The following is a 24872-nucleotide window of genomic DNA, read 5'->3' as shown; positions in this document are numbered from 1 at the left end:
CTTCCATGGCCTTGCGCGCCAGGCCCGATACCAGTGCATATACCACCAGCACGTGAAATAATATGACCAGCCCTAATCCGATAAATTTCTTTCCCGGCTCTTGCTGGCGATTTGAAAAATCCATTCCTGCTCCTCCACTACCACAAGGTCTACTGTTTGACGCGAGTCAAAACAACTCAAACAAAAAAGCGATTATAAATGCTGCGTGTCAATAAAACGCCATACTGACTTAAAACCGCTTATAAATTCATAAGCGGCAGGCTCACCAAAATATAAATCGCGCTTTAACCTAAAACTGACTTATTTAATTTTGCCAGCAAGCTTTTTTTTATGCCTACTAAAGCCCAACTGGTCCGACCAGTTATTGAGCAAATAGATAAGACTCAATCAATCGCTTAAGCCATTTACTTATTCAACCCGCACATTCAACACTATTTAACGATGCAACATAAGCTTATGACGATGCAACATGGACTTATAAGCTTGCTGCATACGCAACATCCAATGGCAGGTACAGTGAATAAGAAAGATCATTCTTTTTCAGTACTTACACAAAATCACATCCGACTGCGTTGCAGCTGCTGACACCAGCACTGGTCGGGGCTATTTTGCGTCTGCCCTATTTTTATTATTAAAATAATTATCAGCAAAACCACGCGGCAAATTATGCCTGTTTTTTACTCACTTGCTGCATTTTTCGCGATGAAAAAAATTTTCTCAGCTTGCGCGAAAATGAAAATTTACCTGTCAGAAAATTTTCCGAAGGCGCATAAAACCACTTATGCGAAGAAACTGTCAAGCGCTTTGCCAATTCTCCGGGCAAAAAAACAACATGGCGCATTTTGCCAAAAAATTCCTCATATAGGAAACCTAATTTCTTGTGCTATGCAGCATAAAAATGGTGCAAGCCTGTTTCCAGCCTACTCTCCCCATCGATAAATTTGCCTGCGACGTTACGCACCAAAATTAAATTTTTTTTGGCATGTTTTTTGCGATCAAAACTACCTTAAGTTGCGTTGCCAGTTTTCATTTTCATTACGCACAGCAACAAAGTGCAGTTCAAAATGGTGCGTTTTTTTCGCATTTCATGCTTAAACAACTACTACTGAAAGGATATTGCCCATTTATGGTGCCGGACTTGAAATAAAAATTTTCGTGACATGCGCCCGAGCGTGAAGACTTACGTTATGGTTACGGCTTTTTAAACCTTTCAAAGCTTTACCAAGGATAAGCAAAAGCAATTGCAGCGCGGCCCTGCCCTGAATCTGCGATGTCGCATACACTCGGACATCTGCATGTGCAACAGCAAACCTCGTGCTGACTGTTTCGTGGTCATTACGATATTTGGAAAACATATATCAGTGCCCCTTGCCTCCCTGGAAATGAATGTGATCTTCGAATAAGAGGTATGTGAAATGCCAGACCCGGTCAAGAATTTATATTCTACCCTTGCGCTGTTGATTGCTGCGACTGCAACACCATTCCTGCAAGCTGCTAACCCTGCTAATCCTGCTGATCCCAGCAAAATAGTCAGGCAAGCTTTTGAAGCCGCCGATGACGGCTTCGACATGGCGAAAACACAAAATTTCTATTCTGGCTGGGTCTGTGAAGCCCTCTTTGAACCGCTGCTCAGCTATGACTACCTGGCGCGCCCTGCCCGCCTGCTACCACTGACAGCCGAAGCCATGCCAGAAGTCACAGACCAGGGCAAGGTGTTTGTGTTCAAGATCAAGCCTGGTATTTTCTTCGCCCCCGACCCTGCATTCAAGGAAAAGAAGCACGAACTGACTGCAAACGACTATGTGTATACCTTCAAGCGCGTACTTGATCCGGTCAACCGTTCGCCAAATGCCAGTTTCATCGAAGGCAAGATAGTTGGGCTGGACGATGTCGCGACAAAAGCCAGGAAGACTGGCAAATTTGATTACGATGCCCCCGTCGCTGGCCTGAAAGCAGTCGATAAATACACCTTGCGTATAGAACTGAAGGCAACCGATTACAACTTCCTGTACGTAGTTGCCTATGGTGGCTTTGGAGCCGTTGCCAGGGAAGTCATCGAAACCTATGGCGACCAGACCGGCCTGCACCCGGTCGGCACCGGCCCTTACATGATAGAAAAGTACCTGCCGCGCAGTAAAATCGTGTTGACTGCCAATCCGGAATACCGCGGCTTTACCTGGGATTTCAAATCGACCGGCAGCGCCCGCGATGAAGAAATCGTCAAGCAGATGAAGGGCAAGAAAATGCCCCAGGTCGGCAAGGTCGACATCAGCATCATAGAAGAAGAACAATCGCGCTGGCTGGCATTTCAGGATGCCCAACTGGATATAGACAAGCTGCCGCAAAGTGCCGCGACTGCTGCACTGGATGGCGTGGAGCTGAAACCGGAATTGAAGGCCCAGGGCATCAAGATGGACCGCGTCACGGATGCCGGTATCGTCTTCACGATTTTCAATATGCGTGACCCGGTCGTCGGTGGCTATACCAAAGAAAAAATTGCCCTGCGTCGCGCGATAGGCATGGCCTACAGCTATGACGATGAAATAGCCCAGATGCGCCTGGGGCAGGCGGTGCGTTCAGAGATGATCATCCCCAAAGATGTGGTCGGCTATGACCCGGCTTACCGCAGCAGCCTGGCCTATGACATCAGCCTGGCGAATAAATTGCTCGATTATTTCGGCTACAAACGTGGTCCTGATGGATACAGAAACAACCCCGACGGCAGCCCGCTCATCCTCAAAAAAACCGTGGAACCGGCTGCCATCTTCAAAGTGCAGTCAGAAATCTACAAGCGCGGCCTGGACAAAATAGGTGTGCGCATAGAATTCCCGGTCAGTAATTTTGCCGACAACCTGAAGGCAGCATCCGCCTGCAAATTAATCATGTGGGGTGGTGCCTGGAATGCCGACTTCCCTGATGGCGAAAATTTCCTGCAATTGCTGTATGGTCCTAAAGCCGGCGCTGGCAACCACGCCTGTTATGAATCACCAGCTTATGACGCCTTGTTCCGCAAAGCGGTATCCCTGCCTCTGGGTGAAGAACGCAATAAGGTATATGCGCAAATGAATCGCCAGGTAGAGGCCGATACGCCCTGGGTGGTGCACACATCCCGCATCCGCAGCTGGCTGTATCGTCCCTGGATCACCGGCTACAAAAAACACCCAATATTGCATTCTGACTGGGTCTTCATAGATGTCGAAAAGCACTGAGCTTTTTCATTTTCTATAAAGCCCGTCATCACCATTAGCCCACACCGTTTTACCAAGCAGGAGAATCCGTCAATGAAGTTAGCTCATCCGTTTCAGCGCGATAAAACAGCGCGCACGCTGACCAGAACAGGCATGGCATTATGTCTGGCCCTGGCTGGCCTGATGTCATCTGCCCTGCCCTTGCAGGCGCTTGCCGCCACGCCTGACTTTGCTGATCCGGATAAAGTATTGCGCACCATCTTCCCGGTTGCTGAAACCGGCTTTGACCCTGCGGCGACCCGTGACCTGTATTCAAACGCGGTCAACGAAGCGATTTTCGAGCGCCTGTTTACCTATGATTACCTGGCCAGTCCCGCGAAAATCATTCCGGAAACAGCAGAAAGCATGCCCGAGATTTCTGCCGATGGCAAAACCTACACCATCAAGCTGAAGAAGGGTATTTACTTCACGCCTGATGCCGCCTTCAACGGCAAGAAACGTGAGCTGACGGTGGAAGATTATGTGTATTCCTTCAAACGCATCATGGATCCGAAAATCGCCTCTACCCATGTATGGCTGTTAGAGGACAAAATCACAGGTCTGGATCAGTTGGCTGCGCAGGCCAAAAAATCGGGCAAGTTTGATTATTCTGCCAAAGTGCCCGGCCTGGAAATCATCGACAAATATACCTTGCGCATCCACCTGACGCGACCGGACTTTAACCTGCCCATGATATTGGCCTACACCGCCATGTCTGCCGTCGCACGTGAAGTCATAGAAAAATACCAGGACGTACGGGGCGCTGCCATGGCCAACCCGGTAGGCACTGGCGCTTTCAAGTTGATTGAATGGGTACGCGGCTCGAAAATGGTATTGGATGCGAATCCGGATTACCACACCAATATCTGGGATTTCCAGCCCAGTGCCGACCCGAATGACCAGAAAATCGTCGCGGCAATGAAAGGCAAGCGCATGCCGCAAATTGGACGCGTCATCGTCAACGTGATACTGGAAGACCAATCTCGCCTGCTGGCATTCCAGAAAGATGAAATTGATTTGTTTCAGCTATATGGTGGCCTGGCACCACAAGTGCTGAACGGCCCGGATTTGAAACCAGAACTTGTCAAACGTGGCATACAGATGTCACGTATCGTTGACCCAGAACTGACTGTCTACTACTGGAATATGCAAGACCCGGTATTTGGTGGCTTGAGCAAGGAAAAGATCGCTCTGCGCCGCGCCATGGCCATGGCACACAATGTTGAAGAAGAAATACGTATCGTCGACAATGGTCATGCGGTACCGCTGCAATATCCTATTCCCCCTGGTGTGGTGGGACATGACCCGAATTACAAGAGCAGTATCCAGTACAATCCTGCCGCCGCCAATGCCTTGCTGGACAAATTCGGCTACAAAAAAGGCAAGGACGGTTACCGCACCCTGCCTGATGGCAGTCCGCTGGAAATTGTCCACACAGCACAGACTGAATCACGTGGCCATTTACAGGCCGAAGTCTGGAAAAAATCCTATGACGGCATAGGCATAAAAATGCGCGCCGAATTCCGCCCCTTTGCCGAAATCCTGAAAGCGGAAAAACAATGCCAGTTGATGCAGCGTATTGCGCCGTGGATAGCCGACTACCCCGATGGTGACAATTTCATGCAGCTGTTTTACGGCAAGAACATCCATATGAACAACAACGGCTGTGTCACCATTCCCGAATATGACAAACTGTATGAACAGTCACAAAAACTGGCACCGGGGCCAGAGCGTGATCTGCTGTATCACAAGATGACCCGCATCATGGAACTGTATTCTGCCCAACGCCTGGGCTATGCCCGCCACCGCATGATGCTGGCACAACCACGCGTAATAGGTTACAAAAAACATCCCATCATGCACATAGAGTGGATGCAGATCGACATCGACAAAAACAAATAGATAAAAAATGAGCCGCAGACTAACCGAAATTTGAAAACCGAAAGACAAACATGACCGCTTATATTCTGCGCCGCTTATGGCAGATGGCACCAACGATGCTGGGTGTCATCCTGCTGGTGTTTTTCCTGTTCAACTGGGTGGGTGGCGACCCTGCCTATATCCTGGCAGGCAAGATGTCGAATGCCGAACAGATTGCCAATATCCGCACACAACTGGGCATAGACCAGCCCTATTATGTACAACTGTGGATATTCATCAAACAGATCGCCACCTTCAACTTTGGCAATAGCTGGAGTACCGGTGAAGCCGTATCGTCCATCATAGGCACGCGCCTGGGACCATCGCTGACGGTCCTGATTCCCCTGACCATCATCGAAACCCTGATCGCGATTGCACTGGCGCTAGCGATTGCCTTCAAGCGCGGCTCATTCACCGACCGCGCCGTGATGATTGCCTGTACCGTCGGCATGTCGGTCAGTATCCTGGTGTACATCATCGTCGGCCAGTATTTCTTCGCCTACAAACTGGGCATGTTCCCGGTACAGGGCTGGGGCAATCATTTTGTCGAGAACCTGTTCAAATATTCTGCCCTGCCTATCCTGATTGCCCTGGCTGTGGGCGTGGCACCAAATCTGCGCCTGTTCCGCACCTTTGTTCTGGATGAAGTGAACCAGGATTATGTGCGCACCGCCCGTGCCAAAGGTGTGGCCGAAAGCCGCGTGAAATGGGTGCATGTATTGCGCAATGCATCGATCCCCATCATCACCCACGTCATGTCGAACCTGCCAGCCCTGCTGATTGGTGCCTTCCTGATCGAACGTTTCTTTTCCATTCCCGGCATAGGCCGTGAAGTGATCCTGGCAGTGGAACGCAGTGACTTTCCTGTGATTAAAGCCATCACCGTGTATGTCGCTGCCGCCACCATGTTCTTTAATTTGTTGACCGATCTGTTGTACCAGGCGGTTGATCCACGCGTACAGTTGAAATAAGGATCATTCATGAGCACGACTACAACAAATCCATCTGTTCAAACTGTATCTCCCGGACTATGGGCGCTGGCCTGGCGCCGTCTGCGCGCCGACAAGGTCGCCATGATAGCCATGGGAATAGTGATCGCCTTTTTAATTGCCCTGGTGCTGTCTGCCACCGGTGTCATCGCTTCTGACTGGGAACAGGAAAGCGGCGTCAGCTATGCCCCGCCGACCTTTGTCGGCGCAGATACGGGTACTGTCACCAAAGCTGAGGTCGAAGCACCACCTCCTGACAATCCGCTAGACCCGCTGGCCGACATCATTCGTGAATTGCGCAAGCAGCCTGATGCTGATCAGGCTGTCGTCGTCAACGAGTATGGCATTCCTGACCCGCTGGCAAAAGAAATGGCAGAAATCCGCGCTGAACTTGCCAAGTCTGGCAAAGCAGTCGTAGGCGAACGCCTGACTACCTTGCCATTTGGCGCTGACAAATGGGGACACGACATCATCAAGAAAACTGTCAAGGGTGCCGAGACTTCCATCGTCGTTGGCCTGGTTGCCGCTTTCCTGGCGACTTTGCTGGGTACCATGTTTGGTGCGCTGGCTGGTTACTTTGGTGGGAAAGTCGATGATTTCTTTAACTGGTTCTACAGCATCTTTACTTCCATCCCCTACCTGTTGTTGATACTCTCGGTTGCCGCGGTATTACAGCAAAAAGGGGTGACCACCATCATCCTGATTCTGGCCTTTACCGGCTGGACTGGTCCTTTCCGCCTGATCCGTGCCGAATACATGAAGCACAAGGCGCGTGAATACGTATGGGCGGCTGATGCCATCGGCGCTTCGCATTGGCGCAAGATGTTTGTGCATATCTTCCCGAATGTCAGCCATGTGGCGCTGGTGCAGGTATCGATACTGGTCGTCGGTTTTATCAAATCCGAAGTTATCTTGAGTTTCCTGGGCTTTGGCGTGCCGGTTGGCGTGGTGTCCTGGGGCAGTATGTTGAATGAAGCACAGAATGAATTGATTTTGGGTAAATGGTGGCAACTGGTTGCCGCCACCGCTGCGATGGCAGTGCTGGTGACAGCCTTCTCATTGTTCACCGATGCCTTGCGCGATGCGCTCGACCCCAAGCTGAAATAAGGACAGATCATGAGCCAAGAAAACCAGAATCAAACTTTGCTGAAAGTAGAAAACCTGCGCGTGTCTTTCCGCGTCAGTAAAAAAGACAGTGTGGAAACCGTCAAGGGTATTTCCTTTGACATCCCGCGCAATTCCACCGTCGCCCTGGTGGGTGAATCCGGTAGCGGCAAGTCGGTCAGCTCGCTGGCCGTGATGGGCTTGCTGCCGCCAGATACATCCAGCATTGCTGCCGACAGCAAAATCATTTTTGAAGGCCGCAGCCTGCTGGAACTCAGTATCGCGGAAAGACGCGATCTGTGCGGCAAGGAAATCTCCATGATTTTCCAGGAACCCATGACCTCGCTGAACCCGGTATTTACGGTCGGTTTCCAGATCGCCGAAGTCTTGCGCCTGCACATGGGCATGGATGCCAAACAAGCGCGGAAGCGTGCCATAGAATTGCTGGAAGAAGTCGGTATTCCCGATCCCAAAAACAAGATCGATGCCTACCCCAGCCAGATGTCTGGTGGGCAGCAGCAAAGGGTGATGATCGCCATGGCAATCGCCTGTGAACCCAAGTTGCTGATCGCTGATGAACCGACCACCGCGCTTGATGTCACCATACAAAAACAGATCATCGACCTGATCGATGCCCTGCGTATCAAACACAAAATGTCGGTATTGTTCATTACCCATGATCTGGCACTGGTCGGTGAAATTGCCGATCATGTCATCGTCATGCGCAATGGCGAAATCCGCGAATCCGGCACGGTAAAGCAAATCTTTGAAAGCCCGAAAGATACCTATACCCAGGCCCTGCTGCACTGCCGCCCTACGCTGGATACCCGCCCCTGGCGCTTGCCGGTGATTGCCGATTTCATGAACAACAATGGTGCCCTGGTCGACCAAAGGCAGCGCCCGCGTGGTTTGAAGGGCGATGAAGATATCGTGCTGGAAGTGAAAGATTTGGGTAAAAGTTTTTACTCACGTGAAGGTTTCTTTGGCAAGAAAGAATTCAAGGCCGTCGAAGGCGTATCCTTCAAACTGGCACGTGGCAAAACCCTGGGTGTGGTGGGTGAATCAGGCTCCGGCAAAACCACGGTTGGCCTGACGCTGATGCGCCTGCATCAGGCGACTTCTGGTCAAGCGCTGTTTGAAGGCAAGGATATCCTGGCCATGTCGAACAAGGAATTCCATCACTACAAGCGCCGCATACAAATCATTTTCCAAAACCCGTATGCCTCGCTGAACCCACGCTTCACCGTGGGACAGATTTTGATGGAACCCATGCACATCCATAACATCGGTGCCAACGACAGCGAACGCTCTGCCATGGCTTACCAGTTACTGGAAAAAGTTGGCTTGCCTACCGCCGCCTTCCACCGCTACCCGCATGAATTTTCTGGTGGCCAGCGCCAGCGCATCGCCATTGCACGCTGCCTGACCATGAAGCCGGAAGTGCTGGTCTGTGATGAATCGGTATCGGCACTCGACGTATCGGTGCAGGCACAGGTATTGAATCTGCTGCAGGATTTACAGGAAGAATTTGGCCTGTCCTACATCTTCATCTCGCATGACCTGGCTGTCGTCAAATACATTGCCGACCAGGTGATGGTGATGAACAAGGGCAAGGTAGTAGAACTGGCAAATTCGGATGACCTGTATCTGAACCCGACCCAGGCCTATACCAAGACCTTGCTGAATGCCATACCAAAAGGCTTGCAGCACTAGGTTTTGACAATGCAGTTCATGTTGTCAGGTTCTGCCCTGTTTGATCAGGGTAGAACCTGTTTTACAAAAACCACGTTCTTACGCTATCCATGCAAGACCAGCTCATCGCCTTACTCAATGCCCACCAGCCAGCAGATGCCACCGAAGCCGGGCACCTGCAAAAGACCCTGAGCTTTGTCACCCATACCGCAAACTGCTGCAGCCGCCAGACACTGACAGGCCATGTGACAGCATCTGCATGGATCTTGTCACCAGACGGACAGGCAGCCTTGCTCACCCACCATAAGAAACTGGATCGCTGGTTGCAACTGGGTGGGCATATGGACGATGACGATATCAGTGTACAAGCAGCAGCCACACGCGAAGCACGGGAAGAAAGCGGCATCCAGGATTTGCAATTGCTACATACAGCATTGTTTGACGTGGATGCACACGCCATCCCCGCAAGACCAAATGAACCAGGTCATTACCATTACGATTTGCGCTTCCTGTTCCAGGCACGACATCTTGATTTTTGCGTCAGCGACGAATCGCATGATCTGGCGTGGGTGCCACTGGCAACGCTGGCGAACGACAGCAATAACAAATCGATCAGCCGCATGGCGAAGAAAGTATTTAAAATATAGAAGCAGAAGCACGCCTGCGCGCAGTGCGCAACACGGTCCCAATCTCAGTAATAATAACTCCCTAAACCGGTGCGCATGGCGCACCCTACGAATCGCCTGAATATCTGCCATGGCGTAGGGTGCGCCACGCGCACCGTTTCCCAAATATGTTCACCACAAAAAATTCAATCGTAGTCAACAATAAGAACTCGTGGGACGCCTTTTCTGCAAGACTTCACACAATACATTGAAGACTCACTTTGAATCTTGGGAGCATTACTTTTGATCACCCAAACTACTCCGTTTAACTCCGACTTCGGTTGGTCTCCACAATAAATTAAAACAACACTGCCTCGCTCCCGAATCGAAAAGCATCCAGGTGCCGGTTTTTCGCCTTTCATATCCTGAACCATCACTTCGTTAAGTGTATTTTCCTCGTCACCAAAAATTGGGTTTTCCACCGACAAACGATTTCCGATCCAGAAGTTGTATCTCCCGCCTCGAAAGTATGGTGCTGGACCGGCGTGACTAACGCACACGCAAGAAACTAACAAAATAGCGACTGCAACTTTAAGCATGCTTTTTGACTTTACAATTTCAGATGAAATTTAGTAAGCAGAAAATCTAGTTTCCCGCCTAATTTCGTCTCGTTTCCTGCGCTCTATTGTCGCTGGAAATTCTTTATTAAAACGCTTGTCGCCAGCTATTTCGACTTGCGTATAATTTCCTTGTTCCAGCTCTTTCGCAATGTCCATCACGATGTTATAAGGCACTTTTTTAACAGGGAGCAAAGTAATGTGTATTTCCGTCATAAAACTAGGCGATTGGGGGATGTACTTCAACTGGTCCCGTATATCAAATGAATGGCCGCCCATCTGCAAGCTCCCATTGGCTTTGATATTGACTGTAACATCAACGGTTAGAATACCTCCTCCCCCGTAACATCCCCATATTCTAAAACCTTGAAACAACTCCCATACCTGATGCGATGAAAACACGATCATGAAAGCAATAATCAATCCAATTAACGCAGTGAGCAAAGGCGCGATATTGAGCTGCTGTAGCAAATCGTCATCTGGGTAGTCTGCATTGGCCATCATGTCTTTATCCTATCTATGCCATCTAATTTGGAGGTGAGTTACAGCAATTCAGGTTCATTAATAATTCGGCTGCATTTAGGTTTAATTAACACCATGCGTTGGAAAAATGATCATTCATCTTACACAGATTAAACCCGCCTGCAAAGTCTACGAAAGTGTAAAAAAGTACATGGCGCTTGACGTGTGATGTGTGACTAACCCGCGTATGAAAAAATTGTTGACCTCTTTCCATATGTCTCGTGGTATTTGGCAAAGTGAAGCGGTGCGCTATGCAATACAGATCTATGATGAAAACCTACCTCGCCCTCCCGTATCAACGCGTATCATTTACCAAATAAAAAAACAGCTTTTCTGGTCTTGGTCACATTTCATAACATTTATCTTTTTGACCAAAATTACAAACACTGGCAAGATGCCCACATCATGGCGGTATCCGCCCTTCTCCTGCATATAAGACGGAGTCCCGATTGGATGCTTTGAAAAGTTTGTTTCTGGAATTGATGCCCGCGGTGGATTTTTGTTCCATGCGTGTGGTTGACGAACGCAGTGAAGAACTGCTGGTCAGGCAAAATATTTTGCAGCCCCTGCATAGCCGTCGCAGTTATGGCGCGATGCTGACTGTCATTCATCAGGGTGGGTATGGCTATGCCGCCACCAGTGACCTGTCGCGCCACGGCTTGCGTGCTGCACTGCACCGCGCCACCGAATGGGCCGCCATCAGTGCAGGCAAGACCGTGACCGATTTCAGCCAGATCAAACAATCGTCGGTGGTCGGCACCTATCAAAGCCCGGTCGGCAACCACTGGAGTCGCAAGGATTTGATCACCTTGCTGATGCAGGAATCAGCCGATTGCCAGATCAGCCGGTTCATCGTGGACTGGAGTGCATCCATCGGCAGGGTCACGACAGAGCAATTGTTTGTCAGCAGTGCCGGTGCAGATATCCGCCAGCATTTCAATTACCTGATCCCCAATCTGAGTGTCACTGCGAATGAAGGAGTAGAAACCCAGACCCGCAGCCTGGGTGGCCAGTACAATGGGTTTTGCCGCCAGGGAGACATGGAAGTCTTGCAGCAGGCTGGTTTTTACGGCGCAGGCAAGCGCGTTGCCGCCGAAGCACTGGCTTTGCTGCACGCGCAAAATTGCCCCAGTGGCCGCATGGATTTGCTGCTGATGCCTGAGCAGATGATGTTGCAGATTCACGAATCCATCGGTCATCCGCTGGAGCTTGACCGCATACTTGGTGACGAACGCAATTTTGCCGGCACCAGTTTTGTCACGCCCGAGATGTTCGGGCATTTCCGCTATGGTTCGGATTTGCTGAATGTCACCTATGACCCGACCCGCAGCGAACAGTTTGCCAGTTTTGGCTGGGACGATGAAGGCAGCGTTGCCGATAAAACCTGGATCATCAAGAACGGCATACTCGAAAAACCGCTGGGCAGCGCCCTGTCGCAAGCCCGAGCCGGTATGCCTGGTGTCGCCAATTCGCGCGCCTGCGACTGGAACCGGCCACCAATAGACCGCATGGCCAACCTGAACATAGAAGCTGGCGACAGTAGCCTGGAAGAGATGATAGCCAGCATTGAGTATGGCGTGCTGATGAATACCAATGTGTCCTGGTCTATCGATGACTCACGCAACAAGTTCCAGTTCGGCTGTGAATTCGGGCAAGTGATACGCGGTGGCAAATTGCAGGAACTGGTGAAGAACCCCAATTACCGCGGCATATCAGAAAGCTTCTGGCGTTCACTAAAAATGGTGGGTAATAACGCTACCCTGGCCGTCATGGGTACACCTTTTTGCGGCAAGGGAGAACCATCGCAAGTCATACGTGTAGGCCATGCATCCCCCGCCTGCCTGTTCAGTCAGGTGGAAGTGTTTGGAGGAGAAGTCTGATGTATGCCTACTTTATTTCCCTGGCCGATCTGGTGCAGCAGCAATTGCAAGGTACGGAAATCAGCACCACCTGGTTTTCGGCAGAATCCAGTGATTTTGTACGCTTCAATCACAGCGCTATCCGCCAGCCTGGTCATGTCTTGCAGCAGACTTTACGCATACAGTTGATACAAGGGCAAACCCATGCCGCCAGCAGCTTCAGCCTGAGTGGTGATCTGCATGGCGACCGCCTGACAATCAGCCGGGTGGTGCAGGATTTACGCGCCCAATTGCCTGAACTGCCAGCCGACCCACATTTGCTGATTGCCGATACCGTCCATAGCAGCACCCGTATCTTGCCGTCTGCCCTGCCGCCGGTGGAAGAGATGCTGCAACAGATATTGGCCACCGCGGGCGATGTCGATATGGTGGGCTTGCTGACCACTGGCACCCTATATCGCGGCTTTGCCAATTCTCTGGGTCAGCGTAACTGGTATGAAAGCCATAACGTTAATTTCGACTGGAGCCTGTTCCATGCGGCGGACAAGGCCGTCAAGGCGAATTACGCCGGATTGAGCTGGGACAAAACCGCTTTCCTTGTCGCATTTGATGACGCCCGACAAAACCTGTCCTTGCTGGCACGGCCACCCATCACTGTACCGGCGGGCAATTACCGCGTTTACCTAAGCCCGACCGCCCTCAATGAACTGATCATGATGCTGAACTGGGGTGGGCTATCAGAAAAAGCCTTGCGCACCAGGCATAGTTCCCTGCGCAGGTTGCAATCCGGTGAAGCCAGCCTGCACGCCATGGTGGATATCAGTGAAGACAGCCGCATAGGTCTGGAACCCGCCTTCCAGGCCCAGGGCTTCATCAAGCCTGAAGTGATAGCGCTGGTACAGGCCGGCAAGCTGACCGGCAGCATGGTCTCGCCACGCAGTGCCAAGGAATTTGGCATGACGGGTAATGGGGCGGCTGAAGATGAATCAGCCCAGTCACTGGTGATGCGCGCAGGTCAACTGGCTAAAGCCGATGTGCTGAAAGAACTCGGCACTGGCGTTTACGTCGCCAATCTGTGGTACCTGAATTTTTCTGACCGCGCCACCTGCCGCATCACCGGCATGACGCGCTTCGCCACCTTCTGGGTAGAAAACGGGGAAATCAAGGCACCACTGAATGTCATGCGCTTTGATGATTCACTGTTCAAGATACTGGGTGAAAACCTGCTGGCCCTGACACAGGAAACCGAAGTCATCATGGATGACCGCTCATACGGCGAAAGACATACCGGTGGTGCGGTATTGCCCGGTGCCCTGGTGAAGGAGATGCGGTTTGTACTGTAGTTTGTACCCAGGTTTGTACCTTAGTTTGTACCTTAGTACGTACCTAAGTTTGTACCATCGTCAGGCCATAATTTCTATTCAAAATAGCAATTTTTTGCTTGATTCAATCAAAATCAGACGTTTTTCCTGCCACACACTATGATGTATGCAGACCGCCCCTCCTATGGGCGGCCACTTTAGGGCAAACTTAGCATTTGCCCGTTTCGATGAGAGCAACTACAATTCCGACCTGTTGCGGAAAAGGCTGCAATTTACGCATTCCACACAGAGGGCAAGAACCCTGGTGTAGAAACAACAAGTAACAAAAACCCACAGCGCAATAGAATAAGGCTTTCCACCACATGATGACGGGAGAGCCTTAAGCATATTGCGGTCATATCTGGAGTCAACATGGCATTTCTGCAAGGCAAAAAAATTCTGATCACCGGTTTGCTGTCCAACCGTTCTATCGCTTACGGCATTGCCCAGGCATGCAAACGCGAAGGCGCTGAACTGGCATTTACCTATGTAGGAGAGCGTTTCAAAGACAGGATCACCGATTTTGCGGCTGAATTTGACAGCAAACTGATCTTTGACTGTGACGTCGCCAGCGACGAACAGATCGAAGCAGTCTTTACTGATTTGGGCAAATCCTGGGATCAACTCGATGGCCTGGTACATGCAATCGGCTTTGCGCCGCGTGAAGCCATTGCCGGCGAGTTCCTTGACGGTCTTTCCCGCGAAGCCTTCCGCATTGCGCATGATATTTCTGCTTACAGCTTCCCGGCAATGGCAAAAGCCGCCCTGCCGCTGTTGCGCGAAGACTCTGCACTGCTGACTTTGTCTTACCTCGGCGCCATCCGCGCCATCCCGCATTACAACACCATGGGCCTGGCCAAGGCATCGCTGGAAGCATCCGTGCGTTATCTGGCAGAACACCTGGGCAAAAAAGGCATACGCGTCAACGGTATCTCGGCCGGTCCCATCAAAACCCTGGCCGCCAGCGGCATCAAGGATTTTGGCAAGCTGCTGGGCTTCGTGGCAGAACACGCACCGCTGCGCCGCAATGTGACCATTGAAGATGTAGGCAATACTGCTGCCTTCCTGCTGTCACCTCTGGCAAACGGCATTACCGGCGAGATCACCTATGTTGACGGCGGTTTCTCGCACGTCATGGGTTTGAATGCTGATTCTTACGACAAATAAGTAGTCTTTCGCCCTCCCCCTGACAATACGGGATACGCCCAGTTGCATCCTGTATCCCGTATTGCAGTATGCTTATGGCATGCATTCTTCCCCCATCCTGATGTTCAAGACCTTGCACGGCACATCCGCTTACATCTACCGGCTGCTGCTGGTCAGTCTTGGCTTTTGCCTGCTGTTGTGCAGCAGGGTTCATGCTGCTTCATGCAATGACCCCTGGCCAGCCTGGGACAGCTTCAAGAAAACCTTTGTCGCCGATGATGGCCGGGTGATAGATCACAGTGGCGCACGTAAACCCACCACGTCAGAAGGCCAGGCCTATGCCCTGTTCTTTGCCCTGACGGCCAACGACAGACCCGCCTTTCAGCGCATCTTGACCTGGACAGAAAACAATCTCGCCGCAGGCGACCTGACAACCCGTCTGCCAGCCTGGCAATGGGGGCAGCGTGAAGACAATAGCTGGGGCATCATCGACAAAAACCCGGCATCAGATGCCGATTTGTGGATAGCCTATGCCCTTGGCCTGGCGGGTGAACAATGGAAAGAACCGCGCTTCAGCGCCTTGTCGAGCTTGCTGGCACAAAGAATCCTGAATGAAGAAACCGCAGACCTGCCCGGCCTGGGCCTGACGCTGCTACCCGCCCCCAGCGGTTTCAATTTGCCCAGTAACCAATGGAAACTGAATGCAAGTTACCTGCCACTGCCACTATTGCGCTGGTTTGAACGCAAGGAAAGCGATGAACGCTGGAAGCGCATGCTGGCCCCCGCCATCCGCCTGATCACTGCCAGTGCACCCAAGGGTTACGCCGCTGACTGGATCATCTATGACAGCCAGAAAGGCTTCCAGCCAGATACCCAGGGCGTAGAAAAAGGTCAGGGTGGCTATAACGCCATCCGCATCTATCTATGGGCCGGCATGATGGCGGATAAAGACAGTGAAAAAGCCCGGCTGCTGAAACAACTGCGCCCCATGGCCAACCTGGTGGACAGCAAGGGCTTCCCGCCCGAATACATCAACATCCTCACTGGCGACATCAACGGCCCCGGTTCCAGCGGATTTTCTGCTGCCACCCGGCCTTTCCTGCAGGCCTTGGGCATGCAAAAGACGCTGGTACAGCAGCAATTGCGCTTGCAGGCACAGCCCATCAAACCGGATGCCTATTATGACCAGGTGCTGTCACTGTTCGCCCTTGGCTGGCAAGACAAGCGCTTCCGTTTCGATGCCCAGGGGAATGCGGATTTTTATTGGCAGCACTTTTGCTGGCGACCATTTTAGAGTTATCAGTAGCAATTCTTAGTACCTTTTGCAGATATTTCACAAAATGGGCTGCATTTTCTCTGCAAATCGTGTATAGTCTCGTTTTTTGCATTGCAATATTTCTGTAAGCAGTGATATCAATGTAAAACAAGTAGCATCGCAAGCCTGTGCACATCCATGTTGTTGGGATAGTGCATGTAAAAGCCCTCCCGCCTCGCATGTCTGGTTGTAATCCATAGACATCATACCGGCGCAAAGCTTTTGTGCCGAAATTTCATTGTCGTCCCTTGTCGGATTTTCTGTGTTCATTTCGTTTGGTTGGCGCTGCATTGTTGCGCGCGTTCGTTTAGCAACGCGCTAATTTATACTGGGACAAAAGCAATCGTTCCGGCAAACATGCTGCCAGACCAGCCTTATCGCTGGTTGTCCAGGCATAGCTGCCGCATTTTGCAGACGCCCTAATTACGAAAGAAATTCATGAGTTTTGAAGCACTAGGTCTCCACGTCAACATCATCCGCGCTCTGACTGATTCCGGCTATACCAAGCCAACTTCGGTACAAGAACAGGCGATCCCTGCCGCGATTGAAGGTCGTGACCTGATGGTCTCATCCCAGACCGGCTCCGGCAAAACTGCCGCTTTCATGCTGCCTGCCCTGCATAAACTGATCACTGCTGAAGTTGTCAGCTATGACGCTGCCAGCAGCAAAACCCCTAATCAAGAACGTCAGGCTGCCCGTTCACGTAGCGACAAACCACGTTTTGTAGCCGCAAAACCAAAAATGCTGGTGTTGACACCAACCCGCGAACTGGCTTTGCAAGTGACTACAGCAACCGACAAATACAGCGCCTATTCACGCCGTATCAAGGCCGTGTCCATCCTGGGTGGCATGCCTTATCCTAAACAGATGCAATTGCTGTCCCGCAATCCTGAAATCCTGGTGGCAACACCTGGTCGTCTGATCGACCATATGGAATCCGGCAAGATCGATTTCTCTGAACTGCAAATGCTGGTTCTGGATGAAGCCGACCGCATGCTGGACATGGGTTTCATCGATGATATCGAAAAAATCGTCGCTGCCACACCACCTACCCGTCAAACCATGTTGTTCTCTGCAACACTGGATGGCGTCGTCGGCAACATGGCAAAACGCATCACGACCGAACCTTTGGTCATCCAGATTGCCGGTTCTGCCAGCAAACATGAAAACATCGAACAGCGCGTTCACTTTGTGGACGACCTGTCGCACAAAAACCGCATGCTTGATCACCTGCTGCGCGACACAACCGTCGACCAGGCTGTTGTGTTCACTGCCACCAAGCGTGATGCAGATACCATTGCTGACCGTCTGAACATCGCCGGTTTTGCCGCTGCTGCCCTGCATGGCGACATGCACCAAGGCGCACGTAACCGCACACTGGATGCATTGCGCCGTGGCCAGGTACGCGTACTGGTAGCAACTGACGTTGCTGCCCGTGGTATTGACGTTCCTGCGATTACCCACGTATTCAACTACGATCTGCCTAAGTTCCCGGAAGATTATGTCCACCGCATCGGTCGTACCGGTCGTGCTGGCCGTAAAGGTCTGGCGATTTCCCTGGTGAATCATGCTGAAGGCATGCACGTCAAACGTATCGAACGCTTCACCAAGCAATTGATACCGGTCAATGTCATCGAAGGTTTTGAACCTAAGAAATCAGCAACACCGGCACGCTCTGCTGCCCGCAAGCCTAACGGCTGGAAACCTGGCGACACACGCAAAGCAGGCGGTGGCGGCGGTGGTGGTTATGGCAACAGCAAGCCAGGTCAGCGCAGCTTCAGCAAACCTGCAGCGCCTTCTTCCAGTGGCACAGGTGCAGGCCCACGCAAAGAAGGCAGCGGCGGCTACAAAGGCAATCGTTCCAACGACAGCAGTACACGTCGCACCTTCGGCGATTACTAATGCCTGTCAGCGCTGTCCTGCGATAGCGCAAGCAACATAGACATTGCTGCATAAGCAATATCACAAAAAAGCGATCACTTATGTGGTCGCTTTTTTTATACTTAATCGCCCGGCGTATAATGATTAGCTTCCGGCATGCATAAAAAAGTATAAAAACCCCATGAGCACACCTACCGACACGCCAGTTCGCCTTACCTCCTTCTCGCACGGTGGTGGCTGTGGCTGCAAGATTGCGCCGGGTGTACTTGCCGAAATATTAAAAAAATCATCCGGCTTCCCTGTGCCCGCAGCCCTCATGGTCGGTATAGAAACCTCGGATGATGCTGCCGTCTATAAACTCAATGACGAGCAGGCGCTGATCGCCACCACTGATTTTTTCATGCCCATCGTGGACGACCCTTTTGATTTTGGTCGTATCGCTGCCACCAATGCCATATCAGATATCTATGCCATGGGTGGCACCCCCATCATGGCCCTGGCCCTGGTCGGCATGCCCATCAACCAGTTGCCACTGGAAGTCATAGGCAAGATTATCCAGGGCGGCGAAGCCATCTGTGCCGAAGCTGGCATTCCCATCGCTGGCGGCCACACCATAGATTCCGTCGAACCAATTTATGGCCTGGTGGTCATGGGCCTGATCCACCCCTCCAAAGTCAAGCGCAATGCCGGTGCCAAGGCGGGCGACAAGCTCATCCTTGGCAAACCACTGGGTGTGGGTATCTTGTCTGCCGCCCTGAAAAAGCAAGTGCTGGACGAAGCTGGCTATGCCACCATGATCGCCAGCACCACCAAACTCAACAAACCCGGCCAGGCCCTGTCTGCCCTTGACAGCGTGCATGCCATGACTGACGTTACCGGCTTTGGACTGCTAGGCCATTTGCTGGAAGTCTGTCGTGGCTCGGCACTCGGTGCCCGCCTGCAGATGTCTGCCATACCCTTGCTGGCCAATGTTGAACGGCTGGCAAGAGATGGCTATGTGACTGGCGCATCCGCCCGCAACTGGGCTGCCTATGGCCAGTCGGTCCGGCTGGACGCACAAATCAATCCACCCCAGCAATCTTTGTTGACCGACCCACAAACATCCGGCGGCCTGCTGGTTGCCTGCGACCCGGCAGCAGTAGATGATGTGTTGACAATCTTCCGTCACGGCGGCTTCTTGGAAGCTGCCGTGATTGGTGATATTGTTGCAGGTGAGCCCCTGGTAACTGTCCTACCCTGATTTTTTGACCTTGCCCCTACTTTTGCACATACCATGAATCAATTAGAACAACTCAAACAATACACCACCGTTGTGGCCGATACCGGTGATTTCCAGGCAATACAGGCCTATGCGCCACGCGATGCGACCACCAATCCATCCCTGATCCTGAAGGCAGTGCAAAAGCCGGAATACCTGCCCTTGCTGGAAAAAGCGGTCAAGGACACCGCAGGTAAATCGATTGATGAGACCATCGATCACCTGCTGATCGCCTTTGGCCTGCAAATCTTGAAAGTCATCCCTGGCCGCGTTTCTACCGAAACTGATGCCCGCCTGTCCTTCGATACCGCCGGCACCATTGCCAAAGGCCGCCAATTGATCGCCATGTATGAAGCTGCCGGTATCCCGCGTGACCGCATCCTGATCAAGATTGCCTCTACCTGGGAAGGCATACGCGCCGCCGAGATCCTGGAAAAAGAAGGCATACGCTGCAACATGACCCTGCTGTTCAGCCTTGCCCAGGCGATAGCCTGCGCCGAAGCCGGTGCACAATTGATTTCCCCTTTCGTTGGCCGTATTTATGACTGGTATAAAAAACAGACTGGCCAGGAAATCTTTGGCGCGGACGACCCGGGCGTCTTGTCCGTCAAGAAAATCTATACCTACTATCGCAAGTTTGGCTACAACACCGAAGTCATGGGTGCCAGCTTCCGCAATACCTCACAAATCCTGGAACTGGCTGGCTGCGACTTGCTGACCATCAGCCCCGATCTCTTGCAAAAACTCAGCGACAGCAATAGCAATGTCACGCAAAAACTGAGCAAGGAAATGGCACTGACATCCGACCTGCAAAAAGTCAGCATGGATGAAAAAACCTTCCGCCTTGAACTGAACGAAGATGCCATGGCGACAGAAAAACTGTCCGAAGGCATACGCGCTTTCTGCGCCGATACTGTCAAGCTGGAAAAGATGATTGCTGCAATGCGTTGAATTGATCGCATCTGACGGGTTATGATAAGGGGCGGATTTATTCTGCCCTTTCTTTTGATAAATGACGTTAACATGAAAAAGCAGTTAGACTTGGCAAGCTGGAACCGACGCGAGCATTTCGCCTTTTTTTCCCAGCTTGACGAACCCTTCCACGGCACGAACCTGAACGTGGACTGCACCCACGCCTATCGGTATTGCAAGCAAAAAGACCTGTCTTTCTTCCTGTTCTATCTACACAGCATTTTGCGCGCCACCAACGAAACAGACGCCATGCGTTATCGTGTAGAAAACGAGGACGTTGTCGATTACAGCGTTATCCACGCCAATGCCACCGTGCAGCGCGCCGACCACACTTTCGGTTTTTGTCCCATTTATTACAACGACAATTTCCACAGTTTTGCCAGCGGCGCGAATGAAGCCATGGACAAAATAAAAAATAGCAGCGGCCTGTGCTTTAACGATGAATGCGCGCGTGAAGACGTCATCCACTTTTCTGCCATACCCTGGATCAGTTTCACTGGCCTGACCCACGCACGGCAATATGATCGCAAGGACAGTGTCCCTAAAATATCGGTGGGCAAGATGTTTGAGCAAGATGGCAAACTGCTGCTACCCTTTGCCATATTCGTACACCACGGGCTGGTTGATGCCTACCATGTGCACCAGTTTCTGAGCAGACTGGAGACTCTTTTCAATAATCCGGAAAAACAAACATGAAAAAACTGATCGCCGTGGCTTGTGCATGTCTGCTGGTGTTCATTAGTGAAGCAGCATTGGCGAACGACAAAGACGATGTATTATGGGCCAAGATCATTGCCCAACACACAGCTGGTAGAAATTGGGAAGCGCAGGAAATACGTCAGGTTAGTGAATATTTACACACGGGTAGTCGCTCAACATTTATGTACGCATTAAGCACGATGAAAAATCGTGATAGTCAAGTGCGCGAGTATGAAACGATTTTAACGGACAGCAATTGGCAAGCGCTTCCAGCACTAGATGATATTTCCAAACTGAGACAATCAATAGCAGGAATGTCAACCATACTAAGGCATACGATTGCATTGGATTATGGAAAGCCCATACGTTTGGGAAATCTATATTTGGAATACAAAGAACTGACAGTTTTTCAATTGGCCGCTAGCGAAGGATTTGATCCGGTCTATACCAGAGTTTGGGCGTACGTAGATACAGGCTGCCTGCAAAAAATAGAAACAAGATTAGGATCAAGAATCGAAATGACTCTTCTTTACGGCGAAGCCAACAAAGATGGAATTTGTCTTCCCGTTGAATTTAATCAGTCAAGCAACTTTGGTACATATTCCTCTGAGAAGAGGAGCAATTTAAAGCTTCTCTATCAAGACTGGCAACCTGTAACTAACGACAAGGCCCCCTAACACGCCCCCCCCTTTTTAATTTGAGAGGTCACCATGTCAAGATACAAAACCCTGCTGCCCCTGCTTGTCATGCTTGCTGGCTTCGGCATGGCGCCCCTGTCCCACGCCGATGATTTTACTGACGGTGTCGCCTATTATGAACAGGGTGATTTTTCATCTGCCATAGAATCATTCAAGACTGCAGCCAACAAGGGCAATGCCGATGCCCAGTTCAACCTTGGCCTGATGTATCTGAATGGCGAAGGCATACAGCAAGACTACAAACAGGCCATGGCCTGGTTTGAACAATCTGCCAGCAAGAACAATGTGCGCGCCCAGGTGAATCTGGGGCGCATGTACGCGAAAGGCAAAGGCGTGGTCTCGAACCACGGCATTGCCGCATCCTGGTTTAAAAAAGCCGCCGACCAGGGCTATGCCGACGCCCAATACAGCCTGGGCATACTGTATGTCACCGGCACTGGTGTGCCTCGTGATTTTGCCAAAGCCAGGGAATTATTCCTGCAAGCCGCCAATCAAAACAATGCCAGCGGCCAATACCAATTGGGCCTGATCTACCTGAAAGGCAAAGGCGTCAACGTCAACCTGGTGGAAGCCTACAAATGGCTGACCCTGGCCGGCGATTATGAAGACACCGCCGTCTACAGGAAATTTGTCGAAGCCAAAATGAGCAAGGAACAAGTCAACGAAGCCCTGGCACTGGCGCAGGACTGGCAGCCGGAGAAGGCAATTAAATAAGCCTACCCACTTCTCTTTTTACCCTCCAAGAAAGTAGGGGCAAAGAAGGCGCACGTGGCGTCGCATTCCACTGTGCCGCTTTCAGCTTGGATGTTAGCAGCGCAAAGCATGCTTTGTGAAACCCCGCCAACATCAAAAACAACGACAACCCCCAAAACCACGAGTAATCAACAGTATTCAAATAAATATGGCATGTGGTTGTGTTGACGTTGGTTTTGACTTTGCTGTTGTTGTTGCCGTTGCTGTTGCTGTTGACCTTAATCCGCTTGGGACGATGTAATTTGTGCGTCACAGAAAATGGAAAAAGAATATCCGATGTCTGAGCCGCAGGCGAGTTGCGGATATTCCCATTTTTTGGGATGCACAAATTATGCTGAAGCGTAGCGTAAGCACCCGAAGGGCGAGTCTGCGGTCGCCTTTCTTTGATTCCGTTCTTTGGCGAAGCAAAGAAAGGAATTCGGCCGCCGGGCCGAGACCCGGCTTGGTTCTACGAAGGGCAATCGCTTTAATCAAAGTACAACATGCAACGAACGCCACTGGAGCGATTGAGGCGACAAGTACCAAATAAGCAAAACTCACACGATCACTATCCTGCCGTCACGCACCTGATAATTACCTGGCCCAGCATCCTCCTTGACCACCCACTTTTGTTTGCCTATCTGGATTTCCACACCTTCATGGATTTTCTTGATGACCTTGACGCCCGCTTGCTCTATCAATTCCAGTTCGGATTCCAGCGTGTCAATCTCTGCGTCCAGTGCCTTTAATTCATCTAGCAGATGCAAGCGTTTGGCGTCGACTTTTTCACCTACACCACCGGCAGCTTTTTGCGGATTTTTGGCGAAAAAAGCCAGCAACTTCAAGACCTGATCAAGCTCTGCTTCCTTGCGTCCCGCCTGGTTTTCCTTGCTGTTGATTTCTTCTTCCAGGTAAGGATCAAAACCTACCTGTATCTGGGTTCTTGTACCATTGGAAGAACCCAGCGAGGCAGCAGCGACCAGCAAGGCTGCCTGCGCCCTGCCACCAAGGATATTACCGACACCCGAGCCAGGCTTGCCGACCATGATTTCTTTTCTGGCAATCAAATCACACTGGCGGGCACTTTGTTCCAGCTGTATGGCCTGCCCAGCTTCGATATGGGAATGCTCGGCAAACAGTGCCTGCACCGTTCCCCCGCATTTGATGCGCGAGGTGATGCCGCTCATGCTTTGGGTTCCTGGCTTTTTCTCGGCCAGGCCGATAATGCCGCCCTTCACTGCCACGTTGCCACCGGCAATAATCTCGGCCGCTTCTACCAGGCCATTGACGATCACATCGCCTGTCACATTCAGGCTCATGCCGGCCTTGATATCACCTTCGACATGGATGGTGCCTTCAAAGTGGATATTGCCGGTACTGAGATCGACATCAGGCACCTGGAGTACAGGGTTGACGATCACACCATCAGGCACAATCATGGGCTGGCCACTATTCGTCGCCAGCAACAAATCCGGGTCAGTGGCTGCGGGTGCAGCACCTTGCAAGGTGGGGCCAAACAACATCTCTGGCAGGGGCTTGGCCAATACCACCTGGCCCATGATGTTCATACCGAACTTGCCTTGCACTGGCGGTATGCGGCGCATCAGCTCATCACCGGCATGCACAATCAGGATATGGCCCAACTCGCGGAACTTGATGACGGCCAGTTCATCCCTTTGCGCTTTCGCATTTTTATGTTCGCCAAACAAAGGTTCCAGTCGCCCTTCAATACCATTGAGTACCGGATCGCCATGGACAACCAGCAGATTGTCACACACACCTGCTGCCAGCGCGGCATCCAGTTCTGCATGCAAAATACCATGCACAATGCCCTGTTCACGCAAGGCATCGTTGACCGCTTTGCCGACCGGCTTGCCACCTTGTGCTGGCATCAGCGTCAACCAGGCAGACAATAAATCATCGGACAAGCGCAATGAAAATTCCGCATCCCTGCGGGCACCAATGTCCAGCTTGACTGGCTCTTTGGCATCCCTGCACAGTTTTATAAAAGCCAGCAGGGCGGACTGTTCCCTATAGAAATTGGCATATTCACTGGCATCCAGAGCCTCTTCCAGGTCAGCCAGATCGGGAGTGCCGCTGCCTTCCTGTGGCGTATAGTGGGCGCACAACACCCCTGCGGACTCGTCCACAAAAAATGACAGTGTTGCCGAATTAGAAAGCGATTCGTCCAAGATGCTTCCTTAAGATGGAGGTTCGACGTCAAATACGTTGCATATTAAAGCCGCATATTATTACATCATAAATGAGTGATCTA

19 protein-coding genes are annotated in these 24872 nt (G+C 51.4%); 16 read left to right on the top strand and 3 right to left on the bottom strand.

The genetic code is table 11. From position 1 onward, the window contains the following. Positions 1–1415 precede the first annotated feature (1415 nt). The 6 genes from ACO0K9_RS22370 to ACO0K9_RS22345 all read left to right on the top strand — a co-directional run bounded on the left by ACO0K9_RS22370 (position 1416) and on the right by ACO0K9_RS22345 (position 9579). Positions 1416–3209 (top strand): ABC transporter substrate-binding protein, encoded by a 1794-nt coding sequence (locus tag ACO0K9_RS22370; RefSeq protein ID WP_422988554.1) that lies wholly within the window; start codon positions 1416–1418, stop codon positions 3207–3209. Between the two features lie 72 nt (positions 3210–3281). Next, positions 3282–5129, top strand: a complete 1848-nt coding sequence (locus tag ACO0K9_RS22365; RefSeq protein ID WP_422988552.1) for an ABC transporter substrate-binding protein — start codon at positions 3282–3284, stop codon at positions 5127–5129. Between the two features lie 50 nt (positions 5130–5179). Further along, positions 5180–6118, top strand: coding sequence for an ABC transporter permease (locus ACO0K9_RS22360; protein ID WP_422988550.1), 939 nt, complete (start codon positions 5180–5182; stop codon positions 6116–6118). 9 nt (positions 6119–6127) lie between these two features. Further along, entirely contained in the window at positions 6128–7243 is a 1116-nt protein-coding gene (locus ACO0K9_RS22355; RefSeq protein WP_422988548.1) for an ABC transporter permease, read from the top strand. 9 nt (positions 7244–7252) lie between these two features. Continuing rightward, positions 7253–8953, top strand: coding sequence for an ABC transporter ATP-binding protein (locus ACO0K9_RS22350; RefSeq protein WP_422988546.1), 1701 nt, complete (start codon positions 7253–7255; stop codon positions 8951–8953). Positions 8954–9042: 89 nt separating this feature from the next. Then, positions 9043–9579: an NUDIX hydrolase gene (locus tag ACO0K9_RS22345; protein ID WP_422988544.1), complete on the top strand. Its 537-nt coding sequence runs from the start codon at positions 9043–9045 to the stop codon at positions 9577–9579. 164 nt (positions 9580–9743) lie between these two features. Here ACO0K9_RS22345 and ACO0K9_RS22340 read toward each other — a convergent pair whose 3' ends face one another. Both ACO0K9_RS22340 and ACO0K9_RS22335 read right to left on the bottom strand, forming a co-directional pair. After that, positions 9744–10025, bottom strand: coding sequence for a hypothetical protein (locus ACO0K9_RS22340; protein ID WP_422988542.1), 282 nt, complete (start codon positions 10023–10025; stop codon positions 9744–9746). A 141-nt stretch (positions 10026–10166) separates the two neighbouring features. Continuing rightward, the gene (locus ACO0K9_RS22335) at positions 10167–10658 is read right to left on the bottom strand and encodes a hypothetical protein (RefSeq protein ID WP_422988540.1); all 492 of its coding nucleotides are present in this window, start codon (positions 10656–10658) and stop codon (positions 10167–10169) included. A 500-nt stretch (positions 10659–11158) separates the two neighbouring features. Between ACO0K9_RS22335 and ACO0K9_RS22330 the strand changes: the two genes are divergently transcribed. From ACO0K9_RS22330 to ACO0K9_RS22285, 10 genes are all read left to right on the top strand, one after another. Continuing rightward, a complete protein-coding gene (locus ACO0K9_RS22330; protein WP_422988564.1) occupies positions 11159–12556 on the top strand; it encodes a TldD/PmbA family protein in 1398 nt (465 codons plus the stop codon). Beyond that, complete coding sequence (locus tag ACO0K9_RS22325; RefSeq protein WP_422988538.1) at positions 12556–13878, top strand: TldD/PmbA family protein; 1323 nt, start codon at positions 12556–12558, stop codon at positions 13876–13878. The genes ACO0K9_RS22330 and ACO0K9_RS22325 overlap by 1 nt, the downstream gene beginning before the upstream one ends. 390 nt (positions 13879–14268) lie before the next feature. Further along, positions 14269–15063, top strand: coding sequence for an enoyl-ACP reductase FabI (gene fabI, locus ACO0K9_RS22320; protein ID WP_422988536.1), 795 nt, complete (start codon positions 14269–14271; stop codon positions 15061–15063). Between the two features lie 79 nt (positions 15064–15142). Next, the gene (gene bcsZ, locus ACO0K9_RS22315) at positions 15143–16336 is read left to right on the top strand and encodes a cellulose synthase complex periplasmic endoglucanase BcsZ (protein WP_422988534.1); all 1194 of its coding nucleotides are present in this window, start codon (positions 15143–15145) and stop codon (positions 16334–16336) included. Positions 16337–16795: 459 nt separating this feature from the next. After that, entirely contained in the window at positions 16796–18259 is a 1464-nt protein-coding gene (locus ACO0K9_RS22310) for a DEAD/DEAH box helicase (RefSeq protein WP_422988532.1), read from the top strand. Positions 18260–18419: 160 nt separating this feature from the next. Next, positions 18420–19478: a selenide, water dikinase SelD gene (gene selD, locus ACO0K9_RS22305; protein WP_422988530.1), complete on the top strand. Its 1059-nt coding sequence runs from the start codon at positions 18420–18422 to the stop codon at positions 19476–19478. A 33-nt stretch (positions 19479–19511) separates the two neighbouring features. Next, the gene (gene tal, locus ACO0K9_RS22300) at positions 19512–20447 is read left to right on the top strand and encodes a transaldolase (RefSeq protein ID WP_422988528.1); all 936 of its coding nucleotides are present in this window, start codon (positions 19512–19514) and stop codon (positions 20445–20447) included. A gap of 72 nt (positions 20448–20519) precedes the next feature. Continuing rightward, positions 20520–21164, top strand: coding sequence for a CatA-like O-acetyltransferase (locus ACO0K9_RS22295; RefSeq protein WP_422988526.1), 645 nt, complete (start codon positions 20520–20522; stop codon positions 21162–21164). Continuing rightward, entirely contained in the window at positions 21161–21844 is a 684-nt protein-coding gene (locus tag ACO0K9_RS22290) for a hypothetical protein (RefSeq protein WP_422988524.1), read from the top strand. Before ACO0K9_RS22295 ends, ACO0K9_RS22290 begins: the two co-directional genes overlap by 4 nt. Before the next feature lie 33 nt (positions 21845–21877). Further along, positions 21878–22579: a tetratricopeptide repeat protein gene (locus tag ACO0K9_RS22285; RefSeq protein WP_422988522.1), complete on the top strand. Its 702-nt coding sequence runs from the start codon at positions 21878–21880 to the stop codon at positions 22577–22579. A 575-nt stretch (positions 22580–23154) separates the two neighbouring features. On the opposite strand, the gene ACO0K9_RS22280 is transcribed toward ACO0K9_RS22285, so the two are convergent. Beyond that, the gene (locus ACO0K9_RS22280; RefSeq protein WP_422988520.1) at positions 23155–24789 is read right to left on the bottom strand and encodes a DUF342 domain-containing protein; all 1635 of its coding nucleotides are present in this window, start codon (positions 24787–24789) and stop codon (positions 23155–23157) included. Between the last annotated feature and the right edge of the window lie 83 nt (positions 24790–24872).

The sequence above is a fragment of the Undibacterium sp. Ji50W genome (assembly GCF_049340445.1).
In the GTDB taxonomy this organism is placed as follows: Bacteria; Pseudomonadota; Gammaproteobacteria; order Burkholderiales; family Burkholderiaceae_D; genus Undibacterium.
The sequence above is the reverse complement of the archived record's forward strand: the minus strand, read 5'-3'. Positions and strand labels throughout refer to the sequence as shown.